The sequence below is a fragment of the Promicromonospora sp. NPDC023805 genome (genome assembly GCF_040639635.1).
GTDB lineage: Bacteria > Actinomycetota > Actinomycetes > Actinomycetales > Cellulomonadaceae > Promicromonospora.
Genome location: NZ_JBFAAH010000005.1, coordinates 95,541 through 114,480 on the forward strand (window position 1 = coordinate 95,541; position 18,940 = coordinate 114,480).

Here is an 18,940-nt window from a genome sequence, read left to right on the forward strand (position 1 = left end):
GAGGCACGCCTAGCGTCTTGAACCATGCAGCCAGAGACCGCGCAACAGCGACTTCCCGACCCGTGGCCGTTCAGCCCGGTGCGCGGGCCCGGCAGCCGTCCGGTCCCCGGGCAGGGCAGTCCGGACGAGTCTCGGACGGATGAGGCTCGGACGGATGAGGCTCGAACGGACGAGGCTCGAACGGACGCCGACGAGCTGGTGGCCCGGCTGCGTTCCAGGCGGTCAGCCTCCGGGGTGGCCGCGGCCTACGCGGCCGCGCACGGCCACCCGACCGACCCCCGGCCCGAGCAGGGCGCCCGCAGGTGGGCTTTGAAGGGCAAGACGGCGGTGGTCGCGCTGGTGGCGGTGCTCCTGCTCGGCGTGGGTGTGGCGGCGCTGTCCCTCGGCGGCGACGGCGTCGAGCCGCTGACGCAGCTGGCGGCGGACGGGTCGGTGGATGGGCAGACCGGCGGACCTGCGGGATCGTCCGCGCAGCCGGTGCCGTCCGCACCGAGCGGTCCGTTGCCGGCCGCCCCGGCACCGGGCTCCACCGGCGCGGCGGACGGCGGCCTGCTCGTGCACGTCGTCGGCGAGGTGGCCGAGCCAGGCCTCGTCACGGTGCCCGACGGCGCTCGTGTGGCCGATGCGCTGGAGGCGGCCGGCGGGACCACCCGCAAGGCCGACCTGACCGCCGTGAACCTGGCGCGCGCGGTCGTCGACGGCGAGCAGCTCTACGTGCCCAGGCCGGGGGAGCAGCCGCCCGGGGCCGCGGCACCCGGAGCCGGTGGGCCCGCACCGGGCGCGGGTGGACCGGGCACGGGTGGACCGGGCGCGGGCGACGGAGCCACGGGCGCCACCGTCGACATCAACACCGCGGACGCGGCGGCTCTGGAGACGCTCCCCGGTATCGGTCCGTCCATCGCCCAGGCGATCGTCGAGTGGCGTACGGCCAACGGACAGTTCGCGAGCGTCGACGAGCTGGAGGACGTGCCGGGCATCGGCCCGGCAACGCTTGCCGAGATCCGCGACAGCGCACGGGTAGGGCCATGACCGACCTGCGGATCGCGCCGGCGGCCCTGGCGGTTTGGGTGGCGGCCTGGCTGCTGACCGGGCCAGGGGCGGGCTGGACCGGCCCGGCGGTGTGGGCGGCCGCGGCGCTCGTCGCGGCCACCTGCCTCCACCTGCTGCTCGCGGCGGTCCTGACGCGAAGGGTCGGCCGGCCCGCAGTCGCGCACGCGGCCCTCGCCACCGCCTGCGCCCTGGCAGTGACGGTCTCCGCGCACGTGCAGCTCGCGGGTCGCGCACCGCTCGGCGACCTCGCGGAACAGCGGGTGACGGTGACCCTCACCGGCCTGGTCGTCTCCCAGCCGGAGCCGTTCTCGTTCGCCCCCGGGTCGTTCGCCCCCGGGGCGGGGCAGTACCGCTGGGTCCTCGCGGCCCGCACCATCGAAGCGCGCGGCGTCGGCTCGGCGGCCCGGGCACACGTCCAGGTGCTGTCGAGCACCGCGCCCCGGTACGGAGCGACCGTGACCCTCTCGGGCGCGCTGCGGCCCGCCGACCCCGGCGCGGCGGAGGCCGCCCGCCTGACCGCCGACGGCGCGAGCGAGATCCGTGCCCCACCCGCGGGCCTGCGAGTGCTCGACACCCACCGCACGGCACTCCTCGACGTGACGGACCCGCTGTCCGCACAGGGCCGCGGGCTGGTCCCGGGCGCCGCCATCGGCGACACCACCCGCCTCCCGGACGACCTCGCCGAGGAGATGAGGAGCACCGGCCTGGCTCACATCACCGCAGTCTCGGGCGGTCACTTCGCGGTGGTCGTCGCTGTCCTGACCCTGCTCTGCTCGCTGGCCCGGCTGCCGAGGCCGGCCAGGGTGGCCCTCGTCGCGCTCGCCGCCCTCGCGTTCGTGGCGCTCGTCCGGCCGGAGCCCGCAGTGCTCCGCGCCGCTGTCATGGCGGCCTTCGCCCTGACCGGAGTCGCCATCGGGCGGCCGTCGCAGTCGGTACCGGCGCTCGCGGCGTCGGTCGTGGGGCTGCTGGTGGTGGACCCGTGGCTGGCCCGCTCGTTCGGGTTCGCGCTGTCCGCTGCGGCGACCGGCGGTCTGGTGCTGCTCGCGGCGCCGCTGGCCGCCCGGCTCGCGCCCTGGACGGGGGACGCAGCCGCCTTTGCCCTGGCGGTCCCGCTCGCCGCACAGGCGGCGTGCGGCCCGGTGCTGGTGCTGCTCGATCCGTCGGTGTCGACCGTGTCGGTCCTCGCGAACCTGCTGGCCGCCCCGGCACTGGTGCCAGCGACGCTGCTCGGGCTCGTCGCGACGGTCCTCGCGCCGGAACTGCCGATGCTCGCCGGCCTCGTGGCCTGGGCCGCGAGCGGCGCCACGTGGTGGATCGCGGCGGTCGCGCACTGGTGCGCCGCGCTCCCCGGCGCCGTCGTCCCGTGGTTGGGCGGACCGCCGGGAGCCCTCCTGCTGGCGGCGCTCACGGGCGTCGTGCTGTGGGTGGTGCTGCGGCATGCCCCGCGCCCGGGCTGGCCCGAGTCCTGGCGCACGGCGGCCCGGTCGAGCCTGCGCGAGGCGCTCACCACGCGGCGACGGCGGCTCACCCGGGCGCGCGTCGTGGCGCTCCTCGCGGCCGGCTCGGTGGCGGTGCTCGTCGTCGTGGTGGCGGTGCCGCGCCTCGCCGTCCGACCGGGCATACCGCGGGACTGGCTGGTGGTGGCGTGCGACGTCGGGCAGGGGGACGCGCTGGCGCTGCGCACGGGGCCGACGTCGGCGGTGGTGGTCGACGTGGGGCCTGACGGGCCCGCGGCGGGCCGCTGCCTCGACGAGCTCGGCGTGGCCAGGGTGGACCTGCTCGTGCTGAGCCACTTCCACGCGGACCACGTGGGCGGCCTCGAGCCGGTGCTGGCGGGGCGGGAGGTGGCGGCGGCGCTCGTGTCCCCGGTGCCGGAGCCCGCCGCGAACGCGGCGGCGACCGGGGCGGCGCTGGCGGCCGCCGGTGTGCCGGTCGGCGTCGCGCGGACGGGGGACCGGGGGACGGCGGGGTACCTGACCTGGCAGGTGCTGCTGGCGGGTGCGGGCGAGGGCGCGAACGACTCGAGCATCGTGCTCGCGGCCCGGACCGGCGGGCTCGACGTGCTCGCGCTCGGTGACCTGGAGGATGCGGGTCAGGCGGAGCTGGTGCCGCTGGCCGGGCAGACCGACGTCGTCAAGGTGGCCCATCACGGCTCGGCGGTACAGTCCCGGGCACTGGCGGAACGCCTGCGTCCGGCGGTGGCGCTGGTCTCGTCAGGTCGGGACAACGACTACGGCCACCCCACCGACGAGGCACTCGATCTGTACGCGGGCTTGGGCGCCGCTGTCGTCCGGACCGACCAGTGCGGCACCGTGGCACTCGTGGTCCGCGGGCAGGAGGTGTCGCTGGCGGGCTGCTGAGCAAGTTCTCCCGGGCAGTCCCCGTGTGACGCGTCGCGCCTCTTGTACCAGGTCACGCCGATGTACGGCCGCAGGCTCGCCACACTTCGCGAAACGTTGCGGATCCTGTGGGCCGCTCTAACGTGGGTGAGGACGGAGAGTTTCGTCAGCACCTACGAAGGGGGGCTTCGTGGCTGATCTCAAGCTGACCGTCCGGCGGTATCGTCGGACCATCGCGGTATCCGTGACGGCGGCTCTGCTCGTACCGGCGATGGCGTTCAGCGCCGCGGGGCGGGACCAGGCTGCCGCACAGCTCGAGCTGCGACAGGAGCTCCTGGCGGAGTCCGTGGTCACCGACGTCTCGGAAGCCGACCAGACGGTCCGGGTGGACGTCGCCGCGGATCCCGCGGCCGCGGACGCCTGGCTCGAGGAGTCGGCGGAGGTGCTGGACGGCTGGACCGTCGTCGTGGCCGGGATGGAGAGCAGGTCCGGCGCAGACCGCGCGAAGCTGGACGCCGAGGCGGTTGCGGGCGACCCGTCGTCGCCGGGCGAACCGTGCCCGGAGACTCCGAAAGGCCCCCGCTCTGCCGACGGCGCCACCACTCCCTACCTGGGCTGCGAGCCGGACGGAGACGTCCAGGCCACCACCCGGTCGGGCGAGAAGGGGCCGGCGAACACCACTCTGGCCGAGGCGGTCGACGAGGTCCTCGCGTCCTACCTGCCCGGCGCCGGCCTGGCGCCCACCACGGTCCAGATCGACGAGGGCGAAGCGACGGTAGACGTGGCGGCCGGGTTCGAGCAGGCGCTGTCCGGCGCCGAGGTATACCCGGGTGACGTCTGGCAGGCGCTCCTGTTCACCGCGCACAGCAACGGCAACATCGACTCGGTGAAATTCACGCTTGCCGGGGACTGCCTCGCCTTCGCGTTCGCGACGGGCGGCGACATGTGCGCCTCGACCGACCTGCCGATCGACCTGGGCTGAGGGGGCGACCATGCGTGCGACATCTCGCCGGCTCCTGTCCTGCCTCACTGCTCTGGTGCTCGTGGCCGGCGGGCTGCTCGCGGTGGCCCCGACGGCGTCGGCGGACGTCACCTACGTCCCGGAGAACTGGAACGGCAAGGTGGTCTACCTGTCCCAGGCGTGTCACGACCGGGGCGACACCATCTGCCGCACCAACACGGGCTGCCGCGGGTTCAGCGAGAACGGCAACTCGTACAAGGTGGCCGTGTCCGCGGCGACCCAGTACGACCCGGAGCACATGAACCTGCTGGAGCGTGGTTACAAGGTGGTGCGCGGCAACGGCCTGACCAGGACGAACATCGCCAACTCCAACCGGGCGGGCGCCGACCTGCACCTGCCCATCCACTCCAACGCGGTCAGCAACGCGTGCGAGAAGGGGCATTCGCCCGAGCGGTACGGCACCCACGTGATGTACGTGTCCAAGGCAGGCAAGGAGTGCGCGGGGATCATGCGGTGGCGCGTGGGCGCGAGCAGCCCTGGCACGAACGACGCCCGCCAGTACCGCACCGACCTGGGCGAGCTCAACCAGACCAACGCCGTCGCCTGCTACCTCGAGCAGGAGTATCACGTGTGGGACCAGGGAGTGAGCTGGATGCTGGACCGCGGTGCCTGGACCTGGCGGATCGCCCTCAGCGTCGACGTCTTCCTGGGTTACCCGTGATGCGCGCCCGGCTGCTGGTCCCGGTCACCGCCGTCGTGCTCGCGCTGGCCGCCTGCACAGCGGCCCCGCCGAGCTCCGGCCCGTCCGTCCCGGCGGAGGAGCCCGGCGCGACGAGCAGCCCCGGAGCCGGCCCGACGGCGTCGGGCGACCCCGAGGACACGAGCGACGAGCCGGCCATCACCGTCCGCGCCGCCGACGGCGCCTGGGTGGTGCGCGGCGCGGGTTTCACGGGCGGCAACCAGTATCTGGTCCAGTGCACCGGCGGCACGACGGCGGGTGCGAAGGCGCTCGACGAGTGCGACATGTCGACCAGCGAGCAGGTGGTGGCGGACGCCGAGGGCCGGATCTCGGCGACGCGGCCTGCCCGGGCGTTCGTCAACGTCGGCTCGGTGTCCGAGGTGGACTGCACGGGGGACCCGTGTGCCCTGGCCGTCGCTGACCTGTCCGACGTGGTGCTCGCGGCTGCCCCTGCCCCGCTGCCCGACGGCTCGGAGCCGCCCGACGCGCCGACGCTCGTCCTCTCGGAGCAGGAGCTCGGCGCCGACAAGGGCCGGGTCACAGTGACGGGCGAGGGCTACGCGCAGGGCGCCGCGGTCCGGCTGGTGCAGTGCGCCACCACGCCGGACGGCGGTGTTGATGGTGATAACTGTCTGTACGACGACGGCAAGCGGGTGGTCGCCGACCGCACGGGCTCGGTGCTCGCCCGGCTGGCGGTAGTGCGCGAGATCGAGCTGGTCGGCGGCGGCGTCGCCGACTGTGCGGTGGCGGGCGCGTGCGTGGTCGCGAACGCCTGGACCGACGGCGGACGCATGGCGGTGGCCGATCTCCTCTGGGAGTGATCGTCGGTGGTGCGTGGTTTCCCGCTCGTCGACGACGTCGACGACGCGGCCAGCGTCGAGCTGGTCGAGCTGCGCGCAGGGGTACAGCGCGCTGTGCTCGTCGTGGTCGACGATGGTCAGATCGCCGCGGCCGGTAAGCTCGCGGACACCGTCAGCGGTGACGTCCGCGACGCTGTCCTCGCGTGCGACGAGGCGCTCAGCAACTTGCTGCGCCGTGATGAGGTGGTCGGTCATTGATCATCCGTCCTCTCGGCTCGCTCGGTGCGGAGGGGTGCTCCGGTCACCAGAGGGGACGGGCACGAATTTGTGACCTGCGCCAACTAGAGAGACAGCGGGCAAGTCGAGTTGGCACATCGGTCACTCGACCTGTCACGTTCGCGTTTTCCGGTCACACGATCTGTCACACCGCAGGTCAGGGAGTTGGACGTGGTCGGCCGCGCAGTGATCTGTGACAGCTCGTCTGACCAAACCGGGGACCGCCGCTCCTGGACCACCCGTGAGCAACTCCGCATCGCGATCGTGACCTGGATCGAACGGACCTACCACCGACGCCGCCGACAGCCAGCTCTTGGCCGTTTGACCCCGGTCGAATTCGAGACCGGCATGAACACGCCAGCCGCCCTGGCTGCGTGACTACAACCTGGAGCGATGAGGCATCGGATCGGAGGTAGAGCCCAGCGACGGAACGGTCAGTGCTCGTCCGCCATCTGGAACGCGCCCGCTTCGAGGCGATGAATGAGTTGCTGGGTCCAGTCCGATCGGCTGTCCGCGGTGTGGAGCCAGAGTTCGATGACGGCGCCGACCGGCCCCCACTCGCGCACATCGGCGTCGGTCGGGAGAGACGAGGTGATGGCGGTGCGCCAACGCTGCATCCCCGCTACTCGTTGATGCAGCAGAGAGATCGCCTCGGCGCGGGGCAGGTCTTCGATGAACCCGACCGCGGCCGATAGCGTGTCGAGTCGGGGGTCGTGCCGTGAGAGCGCTGCGCGCAGCAGGCCGAAGTATGCCGTTTCTCCTTCGACGGTGATCTCGTACGCGGTGCGTGGTGGGCCGCCGGCGTCGCTGGCCGTGGCGTCGTAGGCGCTGAGAAGACCGCGAGCGCTCATCGAGGTGAGCGCGTGGTACACAGAGCCGGACGTGGCCGTCGACCACTCGTGAGCACCCCAACTCTCAAGGTCGACCCGGACCAGGTAGCCGTGGGCGCGCCCGCGCCGCCGGACGGCTCCGAGTACGAGCATCCGGACCACCGACTGGCTCACAGTGCTGCGGCCAGGTCGTCAAGACTGGCAAGCACGTCCGCCTCCGCGCGCCGCTGGGCGGCGGTCAGTGTGATGTTGGTCGCCTTGTCCAGGAACTCACGGGCGGCTACATCGTCGCCAGCGCGCGCGGCGAGTTCGGCACGGTAGGCCAGCGCTTCGAGTAGCTCGATCGGTCCCGCCGTGTCCCGATTGCGTTCGAGTGCGGCATCGAGAATCCGTGCCGCCTGCCGGTGCTTGCCGTGGGAGTCACCCATGACTACGGCGCTGCGCAGGGAGGCTGCGAGCCTGTCGAGCACCGCCTCCTCGTCCGCCGGTTTGGCTGACATGGCCATGACCCTGATCCAGTTGCCGCCAGGATCGATCACGGTGAACCCGGACATGTTGTCGGAGTTCTTCCGCACGCGTGGGCGCGTCATGCGGGGGATGCCCGAGACGAGGATCTTGCCGTGCGTAGCGCGCATCCCCTCGGCGAACGCCCGGAACAGTTCGCCCGTGTCGGGGACCAGTACGAGGCAACTTCCATAGGAGTCCTCCGGCTTGAACCCGCGGATGCCGAAGAAGTGGAGGTTGATGTCCTCGCGCTCGAGAGCCACATAGGGATTGGGCAGCTTCTGCGAGTAGGTCATGCGGAAGCCCAGCATCCCGTAGAACTCCACCATCGCATCGATCGATCCGCAGGGCAGCATTGGCACCGTCATCTCGCCAGCCATACGACCTCCTTCGATTCGTAGCCAAATTTGGTTACCATCAGCCTACAGGAGCCCGTTGACCGTGCAGAGTCTTCGATTGAGAGGCATTAGGGACGCAGGGACCTGGGCCCATGGACGTCGCCGCCAGTTTTGTGACTGTGAACCTTGAGCGTCCTGCCTTCCGGGAGTGTTCGCATCGACGCGCTCTGAACACGCCAGCCGCACTGGCTGAGTGACTACAACCTGTCACCTGTCCGTGCAGCAGACCCCAACTAGCCAGACGATGGGTAACTACTCACTGGCTGCCGCGATGCTTACGGGGTTGGGCTGATAGTTGGCGCATCCGATGGCGTGCTTCCAGGGCTGTGCCACGATGTAGCCGGTCCAGTCGTGGCCCTCTGCGACGCGTCACGTTGCACGTATCTCGCACGGCGCACGTTGGCCGGAACCTGGAAATGGGCTCCTACCTGCTAGAACGTCCGCTACGTGAAAGGCTGTGTCAGTGCCTCCAGCGACCAAGCGCCGTACCGCCACACCCGTCACCGGCCGTAGCTGGGACGAGCCGACGCTCGCCCCGGTAGTGCTCGTGCGTGGGGCCGAGCCGCTCCTGGCCGAACGTGCGGTGGACGGCGTCGTCGAGCTGGCGCGTGCGCGTGACCCCGAGATCGAGAAGGTCGAGCTGGAGGGTGCCACGTACGGCCCGGGGCGGCTGGTGGTCGCCGCGAGCCCTTCCCTGTTCGGCGAGGCCAAGATCGTCGTGGTCCGGTCGGCGGAGTCCGGCACCGAGGACCTGATGGCCGACCTCATCTCGTATGTCGGCTCGCCGGACGAGGAGACCGTCCTCGTGGTCGTGCACGGCGGTGGGCAGCGTGGCAAGAAGATGCTCGACACCATCACCAAGTCGGGTGCGCCGGTCATGGTGTGCGAGCCGGTGACCAAGGACGGCGAGAAGGCGTCGTTCGTGGCAGGGGAGTTCAAGGCCGCGCGCCGTCGGGCCGATGCCGAGGCGGTGCGTGCCCTGGTGGATGCCCTCGGCAGCGACCTGCGCGAGCTGGCGTCGGCCTGCTCGCAGCTGATCGCCGACACGACAGGCACCATCACGGCGGCCACCGTGGACAAGTACTACGGCGGGCGCGTCGAGGCGACGGGCTTCCGCGTCGCCGACGCCGCGGTGGCCGGTGACGCCGGAGGCGCCGTCGCGCTCCTGCGGCACGCGCTCGACACGGGGCTGGACCCGGTGCCCATCGTCGCTGCCCTGGCGCTGCGGCTGCGCAACCTCGCGAAGGTCGCGTCGATGCGCGGCGGCGGCGGGTTCTCGGCCCGCGACATCGGCATGGCGCCCTGGCAGGTGGACCGTGCCCGCAAGGACCTGCGGAGCTGGACGCCGGAGGGCCTGGCGGCGGCGATCTCCGCCGTCGCGCAGGCGGACGCGGACGTCAAGGGCGAGTCCAGGGACCCGGTGTTCGCCGTGGAGCGTGCGGTCCTGACCATCGCTCGCTCCCGCCGGTCCTGACCTTTCGGCGCCCCGACTCGACAGGCAAGTGATTACTTGCCTATTGTGGGGGCGTGGCTGACGACATCTTCAAAGCCCTGGCCGACCCCACCCGTCGGACGATCCTCGACGAGCTCAGCGAGCGCTCGGGGCAGACCCTGTTCGAGATCTGCGGCCGGCTGAGCATGAAGCACGAGCTCAGCCTCTCGCGCCAGGCGGTGTCCCAGCACCTCGCGGTGCTGGAGGCCGCAGGGCTGGTCGAGACCCGGCGGGACGGCCGCTACAAGTTCCACGACCTGAACACCGAGCCGCTGAAAGGTATCGCGGAGCGGTGGATCGGGTCCGATCCAGCGGAGGACACACCATGAGGATCCATCTGGCGACCACGTTCGTCGACAACCAGGCCAAGGCCCTGAGCTTCTACACCGACGTGCTGGGCTTCGTGAAGAAGCACGACGTTCCCCTGGGCAAGGAGGACCGGTGGCTGACGGTGGTCTCGCCCGAGGACCTGGAGGGCGCCGAGCTGCTGCTGGAGCCGGCCGGCCACCCGGCGGTCCAGCCCTACCGGGACGCGCTGGTCGCTGACGGCATCCCGGTGACCGCGTTCGCGGTGGACGACGTCCGCGCGGAGTTCGAGCGGCTGAGCGGGCTCGGCGTGCGGTTCACGCAGGAGCCCCTCGACATGGGGACGGTCATCACGGCAGTGCTCGACGACACCTGCGGCAACCTGGTCCAGCTCCAGCAGCTCATATAGCCGGCCATGTCACCGGCCCGCTCGGCCGTTGAGCGCGGGCACGCGAAAGACGCCGTCCTCCCCATGGGTGGACGGCGTCTTTCGAAGCTTGCTCAGAGAGCGGCGACCGACTTCGCGAGGGCCGACTTGCGGTTCGCGGCCTGGTTCGCGTGGATGACGCCCTTGGCGACAGCCTTGTCGAGCTTGCGCGACGCGGTGGCAAGGGTGACCGTCGCGGTCTCCTTGTCGCCGGCTGCGACGGCCTCGCGCACCTTGCGCACGTTGGTCTTCAGCTCCGACTTGACGGACTTGTTGCGCAGACGAGCCTTCTCGTTCGTCTTGATGCGCTTCATCTGGGACTTGATGTTTGCCACGATGGGACTTCCTGGTGTGTTCGCCTGACGGCGAGCGGATAGGTCGTAGAGGGCGGTCACAGTTCCGGGACTGGGGTGGGGACCCGTGGAGAGGAACTGAGACTGTGCCCGCCGACCTGGGCGGACACGCGACCTCCAAGGTTACCAGAGGCTCGGGCGCCTCGGGCGAGGAGTCCGTGTGACACCGGCTACGGCCGCCGTCGGCCAAGAATGGCCCTGACGAGCCACCTTAGGATTCGAACCATGACTACCGCGACGCTGAGAGGCCGTTTCCAGTGGACCGTGGTGGTTCCAGTCCTTGCCGCGGTGCTCCTCGTGGTGACGTGGAGCAGCCATGACCACCCGGTGATCCTGGCCGCGATCGGCGCCGCCCTGGTCGGGTCGGTGCTCGCCGCGGTGCACCACGCCGAGGTGATCGCGCACAAGGTCGGCGAGCCGTTCGGCTCCCTCATCCTCGCGGTGGCGGTGACCGTGATCGAGGTCGGCCTGATCATCATGCTGATGAGCAGCGGTGGCGACGCGGCCAGCACCTATGCCCGGGACACCGTGTTCGCCGCCGTCATGATCACCTTCAACGGGATCGTCGGGCTGTCCCTGCTCGTCGGCGCGAGCAAGCATCATCTGGTCAGCTTCAACGCGTCGGGTACCGGGTCGGCGCTCGCCACGGTGATCGCGCTGGCCGGGGTCACGCTGGTCCTGCCCCGCTTCACGACGTCGGCGGACGGCGGCGCCTACACGCCCTTCCAGCTCGCCTTCGCGGCGGTGGCCTCGCTGGTCCTGTACGGGGCGTTCGTCTTCACGCAGACCGTTCGGCACCGCGACTTCTTCCTGCCCGTCACGAGCGACAAGTACGGCCGTGTCACGGGCGTCATCCGGGACGAGGACGGCGACGACCACGCCGACCCGCCGGCTGCGAAAGAGGCGTGGATCAGCGTCGCGCTGCTGGTCCTCGCCCTCGTCTCGGTGGTGTTCCTGGCCAAGATGCTCTCGCCCACCATCGAGTACGGAGTGGCCGCGGCGGGCCTGCCGTACGGGGTGGTCGGTGTGGTGATCGCGCTCCTCGTCCTCGCACCCGAGTCGATCGCCGCGGTCCGCAACGCGCTCCGCAACCGCGTGCAGACCAGCCTCAACCTCGCCTACGGCTCAGCCATGGCGTCGATAGGCCTGACCATCCCCACCATCGCCGTCGCGATGATCTGGATGGACGGGCCGCTCACCCTCGGCCTCGAGCCGGTCCAGATGGTGCTGCTCGCGGTCTCCGTGGTCGTGGCGATGCTGAGCATCGCGCCGGGCCGGGCCAAGACGCTGCAGGGCGTGGTGCACCTCGTGCTCCTTGCCGCGTTCCTCGTGGTGTCGATCCAGCCGTAGCCCGGTCCGCCGGAGCGGTTACAGCGCGGCTGCCACCTGGTCGAAGACGGCCCGGTCCAGGATCGCGCCCTCCCGGCGGACGGCGTCCGGGTGGATCCGGATCACGCGGTTGAGGCGCACCTCGGAGGCGCGGCCGGTGCTGTCCCAGGCGCCGGTGCCGATGTCCATCCAGCGGCGGCCGGCGCGGGCCTCCTGCCCGGCGTCGCGGTCGTGGTCCTGGCTGGTCAGCTGCAGCGCGAGGAGCCAGGGGCCGTCGTTGCCCACGATCAGCACCGGGCGGTCCTTGCCCTGGCTGTGATCTTCTTCATAAGGCACCCACGACCAGACGACCTCGCCCGGGTCGGGCTCGCCGTCGAGCTCGGGGCGGTAGACGGGCTTGACCGTGCCCTCGAAGTCCCCGGGGTAACCATCGGTCTCGGGCAGGTTCCGGCCCGATGCCGGACGGCGGTCCCGGGGCGTTGGCCCCGACGTCTGCCGGTCGTTGCCGGTGCGACGGTCGCTCTGGTCGAAGAAGGCGCCTGCCACGGCCTCGACGACGTCGCCGAGCAGCTTGATCCACGGGTTCTGGTTCACGCAGGGCAGAGTAGCCCGGCGTTGGCCCGCGAGCAGGGCGTGCCGACGCCGGTGACCGTGCCCGGGCGCCGGCGTCAGCCCCGATCAGGTGAGGTCGAGCGCCCGGTCCATGTACTTCACGACGTCGTTGAAGACGTCCTCCGCGAGGATGTCGCCCTCGCGGCGCACGTCGTCCGGGTCGACGCGGACGACGCGGTTGATCCGGACCTCCGACTCGCGGCCCGTGCCGTCCCAGGCACCCGTGCCGACGTCCATCCAGATCCGCCCGGCGCGCACCTCCTGCAGCATGTCGCGGTCGTGGTCCTGGCTGGTGAGCTGCAGCCCGAGCAGCCAGGGACCGTCCTTGCCCACGAGCAGCACCGGACGGTCCTTGCCCTGGCTGTGGTCCTCCTCGTACGGCACCCAGGTCCAGACGACCTCGCCGGGGTCCGGGTCACCGTCCAGCTCTGGGTTGTAGATCGGGTGGACCTCACCCTCGAAGTCGCCGGGATAGCTGTTGTCTGATGCGAAGGTCACGCCCGAAACCGTACCGGAACGGGTTAACCGCACATCAGGGACCTAACAGCAGGAATCAGTCGGCGCACGCCCGGGCGAACTCGGCCAGCTCCGCCGCCATCGGCTCCGGCTCCCAGCTGTGCATCGCGCCCGGCAGCTCCTTCTCCGTACCCTTCGGCACCGCCGCCACGATGCTCGCGGCCGCCACCGGCATCTCCGGGAAGGTCTCGGCCCCGTACATGGCGAGCACGGGGACCGCGACGTCGAGCGTGCCGTCCTCCAGCGCGCGCTGCGCCCAGGCGAGCGACTGCGCGTCGGCGCGGTAGGCGGCGACCGTGCGGGCGATAGCGGACCAGGCAGGGGAGGCCTCCATCTCGGCGAGCCACTCGGGCGGCATGTCCTTCATGTAGTGCCGCATCGCGTTCTCGTGGTCGTCGGCGTCGAGCAGGCGCTCGATCTCGTCGGCCCACGCCTGCGTGGTCTCCGCGGGGTCGCCCAGTGGCGCCTCCCAGAGGGCGAGGCCGGTGACCGGCAGTCCCGCGGCGGCGGCCCGGAGGCTGAGCGAGCAGCCCGACGAGTGTCCGACCAGCACCGCGGAACCACCCGCTACCTCGATCATCGCGGCGACCGCGGCCAGCTCGCGATCGAGGTCGAGGCGCCCCTCTGCGGGGCTCTCCCCGCGGCCCAGCCGATCGAACGTGATGGTGGTGAGCCCGGCGTCGGCGACGCGCTGGGCGGTCTCGGCGGTGATCGGGTCGTCGGCGCGGTCCGGTCCGGCGCCCGTCACGAAGACGACGGCCGGTCCGGTGCCGCCGCGCAGGTCGTAGGCGACGCGGTCGCCCTGGCTGGTGGTTGCGTAGTCGGTCATACCGGTCTGACGACGCGGCGCCCGCCAACTCATCGCTGATCCGGGCCGCCGGGTGCCGAACGTAGGCTTGGTCGCCCGAGCCCATCGGGCAAAAAGTGCTCGCCCAGGGGTCGCGACGGTGTCACGGTGTGCGGATGAGCCTGCACGACGACGAGGTCGCCTCCACCCCCGAACTGGTGCATCGTCTGGTCGCGGAGCAGTTCCCGCAGTGGGCGGACCTGCCGGTGACGCAGGGCCCGGCCGGCGGCACCGATCATCACCTGTTCCGCCTCGGGGACGAGCTGCTCGTCCGGATGCCGAAGATCGCCTGGGCGCAGGACCAGGCGGGCTCCGACGCCCGCTGGCTCCCGCACCTCGCGCCGCACCTGCCGCTCCGGCTCCCCGTGCCCGAGGCGGTCGGCGAGCCGGGCGAGGGCTTCCCGTTCCGCTGGTCCGTCACGCGCTGGCTCGACGGCGCACCGCCCGCCGTGGGCGCCCTCGGCACGACCGCCGCCCGGCAGCTCGGCGAGTTCGTCGCGGCCCTGCGCACGGTGAGCACCGACGGCGCTCCGGTCAAGGACGGCACCTCCCGTGGCGTCCCGCTCGCGCGGCTCGACGACGACGTGCGCGCCGCCGTCACCGAGTCCGGCACCCGCATCGACGGCCGGGCCGTGACGAAGGTGTGGGACCGGGCGCTCGCCGCGCGCCCGGCGACTGACGGGTACTGGATCCATGGCGACCTGCTGCCCGGCAACCTCCTCGCCGACGGCGGGCGCATGACCGCCGTCATCGACTGGGGCGGGGTGGGCGTCGGCGATCCCGCCGCCGACCTGATCCCCGCCTGGACCCAGTTCGCGGGCGCCGAACGCGTCGCCTTCCGGGCATCCGCCACCGACGGGCTGACCGACCCCGGCGACGCCTGGGAGCGCGGGCGCGGCTGGGTCCTGGTCCAGGCGGTGATCGCGCTGCCGTACTACTGGGACCGCTGGCCCGCGTTCGCGCGCGGGAGCCAGGAGCGCATCGCCGCGGTGCTCGCGGCCTGACGACACGGTCCGCGAAGGCGCACCGAGTCGAGACAGCCGGTCACGGCACTATCGGCTCCGCGAGCGCCGCGTCCAGGACGGCGCGGTCGCCCTCGACAACGAGCCCTGCCTCGGCGGGGGTGAGCCGACGCCACAGCATGAGCGCGAGCCCCTCGGCCGGCCCGGAGACGACGGCGTCGGGCGCCACCTCGGCGGGCTCGCCGGGAGCGCCGAGCACCCAGGTGCGCGTGCCGTCGACGTCGGTCGCCACGAGGGCTACCGGGTGCTGCAGCGGCGCCATGCGGCCGAGGCCCACCTGGCGCGGCTGGAACACGGTGACGACCTCGTCCACGGTGTCCGCCCAGACCTCGGGATCGGTCCCGACGAGGCCGACGGAACCGGCCCCGGCACGCGCCGCGAGCAGGTCGTGGAGGTGCACGAGCGTCTCGTGGGTCTGCCGCCGGTGCCAGAACCGCACCGGACCGGGTCCCATGGGCTCGGGATGGGCGAGCACCCGGCCGACCGATTCGGGATCGATCTCGGCGAAGGCCTCGCGCAGGTAGGCGGCCTGGGCCGCGTAGTGCGGTGCCAGGTCGAACGGCCCGTCGCCCAGAGCTGGCCCCTTGACCCCGCGGGCATTGCCGGCGGCCCAGTGGTGGACTTGCGCGAGGTGCTCCACCAGCTCGCGGACGGTCCAGTCGCCGCAGGCGGGGACTCGCGCGTCGGCGTCGGCGCCCGGCACCGCGGCGAGGAAGTCGTCCTGGAACCGGGTCAGCAGGGCGAGGTGGTCGAGACTCATGCCGAAAGGTACCGCGCACCACCGTCACTCTGACGCCCCGGATGGACGTTCAGGATGGACGTTCAGGATGACTACCGCCGCACACCGTGGAACCGTAGGGGCACGTCCGACGTTCTTCCACGCGATGCCCCAGCGGCATCCGGCCGGAGACCCTCGGGCCGCCACCGAACCGCACCACATCTCGCGAAGGATCATGGACGCCGACAGTCATAGTCCCTGCCCAGCCGTACGCCGTAACCCCGCAGGGCGGAGGTGGTGGCGTTGAGCTGGGTGATCTCGCTCCTGCTGGGCGTCGTGGTGATCCTCGCGATCACCGCCGTGACGGGCTACTTCGTCGCGCAGGAGTTCGCGTACATGGCGGTCGACCGCGCACGCCTGGCGGCCCGCGCGGAGGCCGGCGACGCCGGGGCGCGGCGCGCGCTCGGCGTGACCCGCCGCACCAGCTTCATGCTCTCCGGCGCGCAGCTCGGCATCACGGTCACCGGCCTGCTGGTCGGCTACGTCGCCGAGCCGCTCGTCGGTGAGTCGCTGGGCGTGGCGCTCGGCGGCGTCGGTGTGCCGACCGGTGTCGGCGTCGCGGTGGGCACCGTCCTGGCGCTCGTGCTCTCGACGCTCGTGCAGATGCTGTTCGGCGAGCTCGTCCCGAAGAACCTGGCGATCGCGCGGCCTGAGCCCGTGGCCCTGTGGCTCGCGCGTTCGACCACCGTCTACCTCGCGGTCTTCGGCTGGCTGATCAGGGTGTTCGACGCCGCGTCGAACGCGCTGCTGCGCCTGCTCCGCATCGAGCCGGTGCACGACGTCGAGCACTCGGCGACGGTCCGCGACCTCGAGCACATCGTCGCGGACTCGCGCGCCAGCGGCGACCTCCCCGGCGACCTGTCGGTGCTGCTGGACCGCATCCTCGACTTCCCCCGGCAGGACGTCGAGCACGCCATGATCCCGCGGGCGCGGGTCGGCGTGGTGCGCCCCGACGACACGCTCGCCCAGGTGCGCGAGCTGATGGCCCGCGGGCACTCCCGCTACCCGGTGCTCGACGACGACGGCGAGGTGGTCGGCGTCGTGCACCTGGCGGACCTGCTGTCCGCTGGGCCCGCGGCGGCGACCGTCGCGGACCTGCTGCGTCCTGCGCTCGTGCTGCCCACTGCCATGGCGCTGCCGGACGCCCTCCGGGAGCTGTCGGCCACGCGGAACCAGATGGCGTGCGTCGTCGACGAGTACGGCGGGTTCGCCGGCGTGCTCACCGTCGAGGACCTCGCGGAGGAGCTGGTCGGCGAGATCACCGACGAGCACGACGACGAGATCGACCCCGTGACCGCGGCGTCGGACGGGGTGTGGGTGATGGCCGGCGACGTCCACCTCGACGAGGTCGAGCGGTCCGTCGGGCGCGACCTGCCCGAGGGTGACCACGAGACGATCGCCGGGCTGGCGATCGCCGTCCACGGCTCGCTGCCTGCGGCGGGCGACGTCGTCGACGTCGCACTGCCCGCCGACCCGGCCGACCTGGTCGCGGCCGAGCCGCACCCGGACGAGGTGCTCCGGATCGAGGTGCTCGAGGTGGAACGGCACGTGCCGTCCCGCGTCCGGGTCACCGTCGTGGACGCACCGGCGGATGCCGAGAACGCCGAGACCGGGAACGTCGAGCCCAAGAACGCCGAGACCATGAGCGAGGAGGCCCGATGAGCAACCCATGGGTGGTGGCAGTGGTCACCGTCGTCATCATCGCGCTGAGCGCGTTCTTCGTCGCGGTGGAGTTCGCCCTCCTCGCGGCCAAGCGGCACCGGCTGGAGGACGCCGCGACCACCAGCCGCTCAGCGCGCGCCGCACTGCGCAGCGCGAGCGAGCTCACGCTGCTGCTCGCGGGCTCGCAGCTCGGGATCACCGTCTGCACCCTGGCCCTCGGCGCGATCACCAAGCCCGCCGTGCACCACTGGTTGACGCCGCTGTTCGAGACGTGGGGCGCGCCGTTCTGGGCTGCCGACGTCGCGGGCTTCGTGCTGGCCCTGATCATCGTCACGTTCCTGCACCTGGTGGTGGGGGAGATGGCGCCCAAGTCGTGGGCCATCGCCCATCCCGAGGCCAGCGCCACGATGCTCGCGCTCCCGATGCGGGCCTTCATGGTCGTGACCCGGCCGGTGCTCGTGGCGCTCAACGGCGCCGCGAACTGGTGCCTGCGACGCGTAGGCGTCGAGCCCGCGGACCAGGTCGCGTCCGGGCAGGGCCCGGAGGACCTGCGACACCTCGTGGAGCACTCCGTCAGCGTCGGGGCGCTCGACGTCGCCTACTCCGACCAGCTCTCCGGTGCGCTGGACCTGCGCCGTCTCACGGTCGAGGACCTGCTGGCGGCGCCCACGACTCCCGCCGCCGTCGGCCACGGCGCGACGGCCGCCGACGTGCAGGAGGCGTCCCGCGCGTCCGGCCACCTGCGGATCCTGGTGCAGGAGCCCGGCCGCCTGCCGGACGGCGTCGTGCACGTGCGCGACACGCTCCTGCTGGCCGACGACGCGTCCATCGCTGACGTCACCCGGCCGGTCTTCGAGCTGGCCGCCGACCTGCCGCTGCACAGTGCCCTGACGAGCATGCGGGAGACCGGCAACCTGCTCGCGATAGTGACCCGGCCGGACGGCGTGGCGGCCGGCTACGGCGTGGTCACCCTCGCCGACGTCCTGCGCAAGCTCCTCCCGCGCACGACGTCGACCCGAGTCGCCTGACCTCCCGACCCGTTGAGTGCGGGATCTTCGCCCCTTCTGATGGCTCAGGAGGGCGAAGATCCCGCACTCAACGGGTTTCCAGGATCGCGTCTAGCTCGCGGAGGAAGTTCGGGAGGTCTTTTGGGGTGCGGGACGTGATCAGCGGGTAGCCAGCGCCCGTGTCCCGGACCACCGGCTCGTCCACCCAGATACCGCCCGCGTTCCGGACGTCGGTGGCCAGCGACGGGTAGCTGGTCAGCCTCGCGCCCGAGACCTTGCCGGCCTCCACGAGGGCCCACGGACCGTGGCAGATCGCGGCCACCGGACGCCCGGAGGACGTGAATGCCTGGACCACCGAGACGGCAGGAGCCTGCAGGCGCAGGGCGTCGGCATTGATCGTCCCGCCGGGCACGAGCAGCAGGTCGAAACCTGCCGGGTCCACCTCGTCGATGGTCGTGTCCGGCGTGACCCTCTCACCAGGCTTCTCGTCGCCCACCAGGGTGCGTACGTCGTCCCCCGTCACGGCGGCCACGGTCACCACGGCGCCGTGATCGCGCAGGTGGCGCACGGGTTCGAGGAGCTCGTCCTGCTCGACGCCGTAGTTGGTCACGATCGCCAGTACCTGCTTGCCGTTCAGGTGCGACATGGTTCTCCTCCTTCGGTCGGGATCACTGCTCCTCGACCGTAGGCAC

21 protein-coding genes and 1 pseudogene are annotated in these 18,940 nt (G+C 71.8%); 14 read left to right on the top strand and 8 right to left on the bottom strand.

The annotated features are described in order from the left end of the window. The first annotated feature begins 24 nt into the window (after nucleotides 1–24). The 7 genes and pseudogenes from AB0F70_RS07720 to AB0F70_RS07750 form a co-directional block, all read left to right on the top strand. Nucleotides 25–1,029 carry a helix-hairpin-helix domain-containing protein gene (locus AB0F70_RS07720; protein WP_357445656.1) on the top strand — a complete coding sequence of 335 codons (1,005 nt, stop codon included), beginning with the start codon at nucleotides 25–27 and terminating at the stop codon, nucleotides 1,027–1,029. Continuing rightward, on the top strand, nucleotides 1,026–3,410 hold the full coding sequence (locus tag AB0F70_RS07725) for a ComEC/Rec2 family competence protein (RefSeq protein ID WP_357445659.1): 2,385 nt from the start codon (nucleotides 1,026–1,028) through the stop codon (nucleotides 3,408–3,410). Before AB0F70_RS07720 ends, AB0F70_RS07725 begins: the two co-directional genes overlap by 4 nt. 169 nt (nucleotides 3,411–3,579) lie before the next feature. After that, nucleotides 3,580–4,371, top strand: coding sequence for a hypothetical protein (locus tag AB0F70_RS07730; RefSeq protein WP_357445663.1), 792 nt, complete (start codon nucleotides 3,580–3,582; stop codon nucleotides 4,369–4,371). A gap of 10 nt (nucleotides 4,372–4,381) precedes the next feature. Then, complete coding sequence (locus AB0F70_RS07735; protein WP_357445666.1) at nucleotides 4,382–5,071, top strand: hypothetical protein; 690 nt, start codon at nucleotides 4,382–4,384, stop codon at nucleotides 5,069–5,071. Next, on the top strand, nucleotides 5,071–5,910 hold the full coding sequence (locus tag AB0F70_RS07740) for a neocarzinostatin apoprotein domain-containing protein (RefSeq protein WP_357445669.1): 840 nt from the start codon (nucleotides 5,071–5,073) through the stop codon (nucleotides 5,908–5,910). Before AB0F70_RS07735 ends, AB0F70_RS07740 begins: the two co-directional genes overlap by 1 nt. Before the next feature lie 6 nt (nucleotides 5,911–5,916). Further along, nucleotides 5,917–6,147 carry a hypothetical protein gene (locus AB0F70_RS07745; RefSeq protein WP_357445672.1) on the top strand — a complete coding sequence of 77 codons (231 nt, stop codon included), beginning with the start codon at nucleotides 5,917–5,919 and terminating at the stop codon, nucleotides 6,145–6,147. Between the two features lie 237 nt (nucleotides 6,148–6,384). Beyond that, nucleotides 6,385–6,543 (top strand): annotated as a pseudogene (locus tag AB0F70_RS07750) (IS3 family transposase); the annotation flags it as partial. A 56-nt stretch (nucleotides 6,544–6,599) separates the two neighbouring features. On the opposite strand, the gene AB0F70_RS07755 reads toward AB0F70_RS07750, so the two are convergent. Together AB0F70_RS07755 and AB0F70_RS07760 are read right to left on the bottom strand one after the other, a co-directional pair. Beyond that, nucleotides 6,600–7,148 (bottom strand): helix-turn-helix transcriptional regulator, encoded by a 549-nt coding sequence (locus AB0F70_RS07755; RefSeq protein ID WP_357445675.1) that lies wholly within the window; start codon nucleotides 7,146–7,148, stop codon nucleotides 6,600–6,602. Nucleotides 7,149–7,165: 17 nt separating this feature from the next. Continuing rightward, on the bottom strand, nucleotides 7,166–7,879 hold the full coding sequence (locus AB0F70_RS07760) for a hypothetical protein (RefSeq protein WP_357445678.1): 714 nt from the start codon (nucleotides 7,877–7,879) through the stop codon (nucleotides 7,166–7,168). 481 nt (nucleotides 7,880–8,360) lie between these two features. Here AB0F70_RS07760 and holA point away from each other — a divergent pair, with 481 nt between their 5' ends. Genes holA through AB0F70_RS07775 form a run of 3 tightly spaced genes read left to right on the top strand, consistent with a single transcriptional unit; the run spans nucleotide 8,361 to nucleotide 10,104 of the window. After that, complete coding sequence (holA, locus tag AB0F70_RS07765; protein ID WP_357445680.1) at nucleotides 8,361–9,371, top strand: DNA polymerase III subunit delta; 1,011 nt, start codon at nucleotides 8,361–8,363, stop codon at nucleotides 9,369–9,371. Between the two features lie 53 nt (nucleotides 9,372–9,424). Continuing rightward, a complete protein-coding gene (locus AB0F70_RS07770) occupies nucleotides 9,425–9,718 on the top strand; it encodes a metalloregulator ArsR/SmtB family transcription factor (protein WP_357445683.1) in 294 nt (97 codons plus the stop codon). Next, the gene (locus tag AB0F70_RS07775; protein WP_357445686.1) at nucleotides 9,715–10,104 is read left to right on the top strand and encodes a VOC family protein; all 390 of its coding nucleotides are present in this window, start codon (nucleotides 9,715–9,717) and stop codon (nucleotides 10,102–10,104) included. Before AB0F70_RS07770 ends, AB0F70_RS07775 begins: the two co-directional genes overlap by 4 nt. Before the next feature lie 92 nt (nucleotides 10,105–10,196). Here the strand turns inward: AB0F70_RS07775 and rpsT are convergent, their stop codons facing one another. Then, the gene (rpsT, locus tag AB0F70_RS07780) at nucleotides 10,197–10,457 is read right to left on the bottom strand and encodes a 30S ribosomal protein S20 (RefSeq protein ID WP_357445689.1); all 261 of its coding nucleotides are present in this window, start codon (nucleotides 10,455–10,457) and stop codon (nucleotides 10,197–10,199) included. A gap of 243 nt (nucleotides 10,458–10,700) precedes the next feature. Between rpsT and AB0F70_RS07785 the strand changes: the two genes are divergently transcribed. Beyond that, nucleotides 10,701–11,825 carry an ionic transporter y4hA gene (locus tag AB0F70_RS07785; protein WP_357445692.1) on the top strand — a complete coding sequence of 375 codons (1,125 nt, stop codon included), beginning with the start codon at nucleotides 10,701–10,703 and terminating at the stop codon, nucleotides 11,823–11,825. An 18-nt stretch (nucleotides 11,826–11,843) separates the two neighbouring features. On the opposite strand, the gene AB0F70_RS07790 is transcribed toward AB0F70_RS07785, so the two are convergent. The 3 genes from AB0F70_RS07790 to AB0F70_RS07800 form a co-directional block, all read right to left on the bottom strand. Further along, on the bottom strand, nucleotides 11,844–12,398 hold the full coding sequence (locus tag AB0F70_RS07790; protein ID WP_357445695.1) for a type II toxin-antitoxin system PemK/MazF family toxin: 555 nt from the start codon (nucleotides 12,396–12,398) through the stop codon (nucleotides 11,844–11,846). 84 nt (nucleotides 12,399–12,482) lie between these two features. Then, nucleotides 12,483–12,914 carry a type II toxin-antitoxin system PemK/MazF family toxin gene (locus AB0F70_RS07795; RefSeq protein ID WP_357445698.1) on the bottom strand — a complete coding sequence of 144 codons (432 nt, stop codon included), beginning with the start codon at nucleotides 12,912–12,914 and terminating at the stop codon, nucleotides 12,483–12,485. Between the two features lie 55 nt (nucleotides 12,915–12,969). Then, nucleotides 12,970–13,761, bottom strand: coding sequence for an alpha/beta hydrolase (locus tag AB0F70_RS07800; protein WP_357445701.1), 792 nt, complete (start codon nucleotides 13,759–13,761; stop codon nucleotides 12,970–12,972). 134 nt (nucleotides 13,762–13,895) lie between these two features. Between AB0F70_RS07800 and AB0F70_RS07805 the strand changes: the two genes are divergently transcribed. Further along, nucleotides 13,896–14,783, top strand: a complete 888-nt coding sequence (locus AB0F70_RS07805; RefSeq protein WP_357445705.1) for an aminoglycoside phosphotransferase family protein — start codon at nucleotides 13,896–13,898, stop codon at nucleotides 14,781–14,783. Between the two features lie 40 nt (nucleotides 14,784–14,823). Here the strand turns inward: AB0F70_RS07805 and AB0F70_RS07810 are convergent, their stop codons facing one another. Continuing rightward, a complete protein-coding gene (locus AB0F70_RS07810; RefSeq protein WP_357445708.1) occupies nucleotides 14,824–15,561 on the bottom strand; it encodes a maleylpyruvate isomerase N-terminal domain-containing protein in 738 nt (245 codons plus the stop codon). Nucleotides 15,562–15,822: 261 nt separating this feature from the next. On the opposite strand from AB0F70_RS07810, the gene AB0F70_RS07815 reads away from it, so the two are divergent. Beyond that, a complete protein-coding gene (locus AB0F70_RS07815) occupies nucleotides 15,823–17,241 on the top strand; it encodes a hemolysin family protein (RefSeq protein WP_357445711.1) in 1,419 nt (472 codons plus the stop codon). Further along, a complete protein-coding gene (locus AB0F70_RS07820; protein WP_357445714.1) occupies nucleotides 17,238–18,269 on the top strand; it encodes a hemolysin family protein in 1,032 nt (343 codons plus the stop codon). The genes AB0F70_RS07815 and AB0F70_RS07820 overlap by 4 nt, the downstream gene beginning before the upstream one ends. Before the next feature lie 67 nt (nucleotides 18,270–18,336). Here the strand turns inward: AB0F70_RS07820 and AB0F70_RS07825 are convergent, their stop codons facing one another. Beyond that, nucleotides 18,337–18,894, bottom strand: coding sequence for a type 1 glutamine amidotransferase domain-containing protein (locus AB0F70_RS07825; protein WP_357445717.1), 558 nt, complete (start codon nucleotides 18,892–18,894; stop codon nucleotides 18,337–18,339). Between the last annotated feature and the right edge of the window lie 46 nt (nucleotides 18,895–18,940).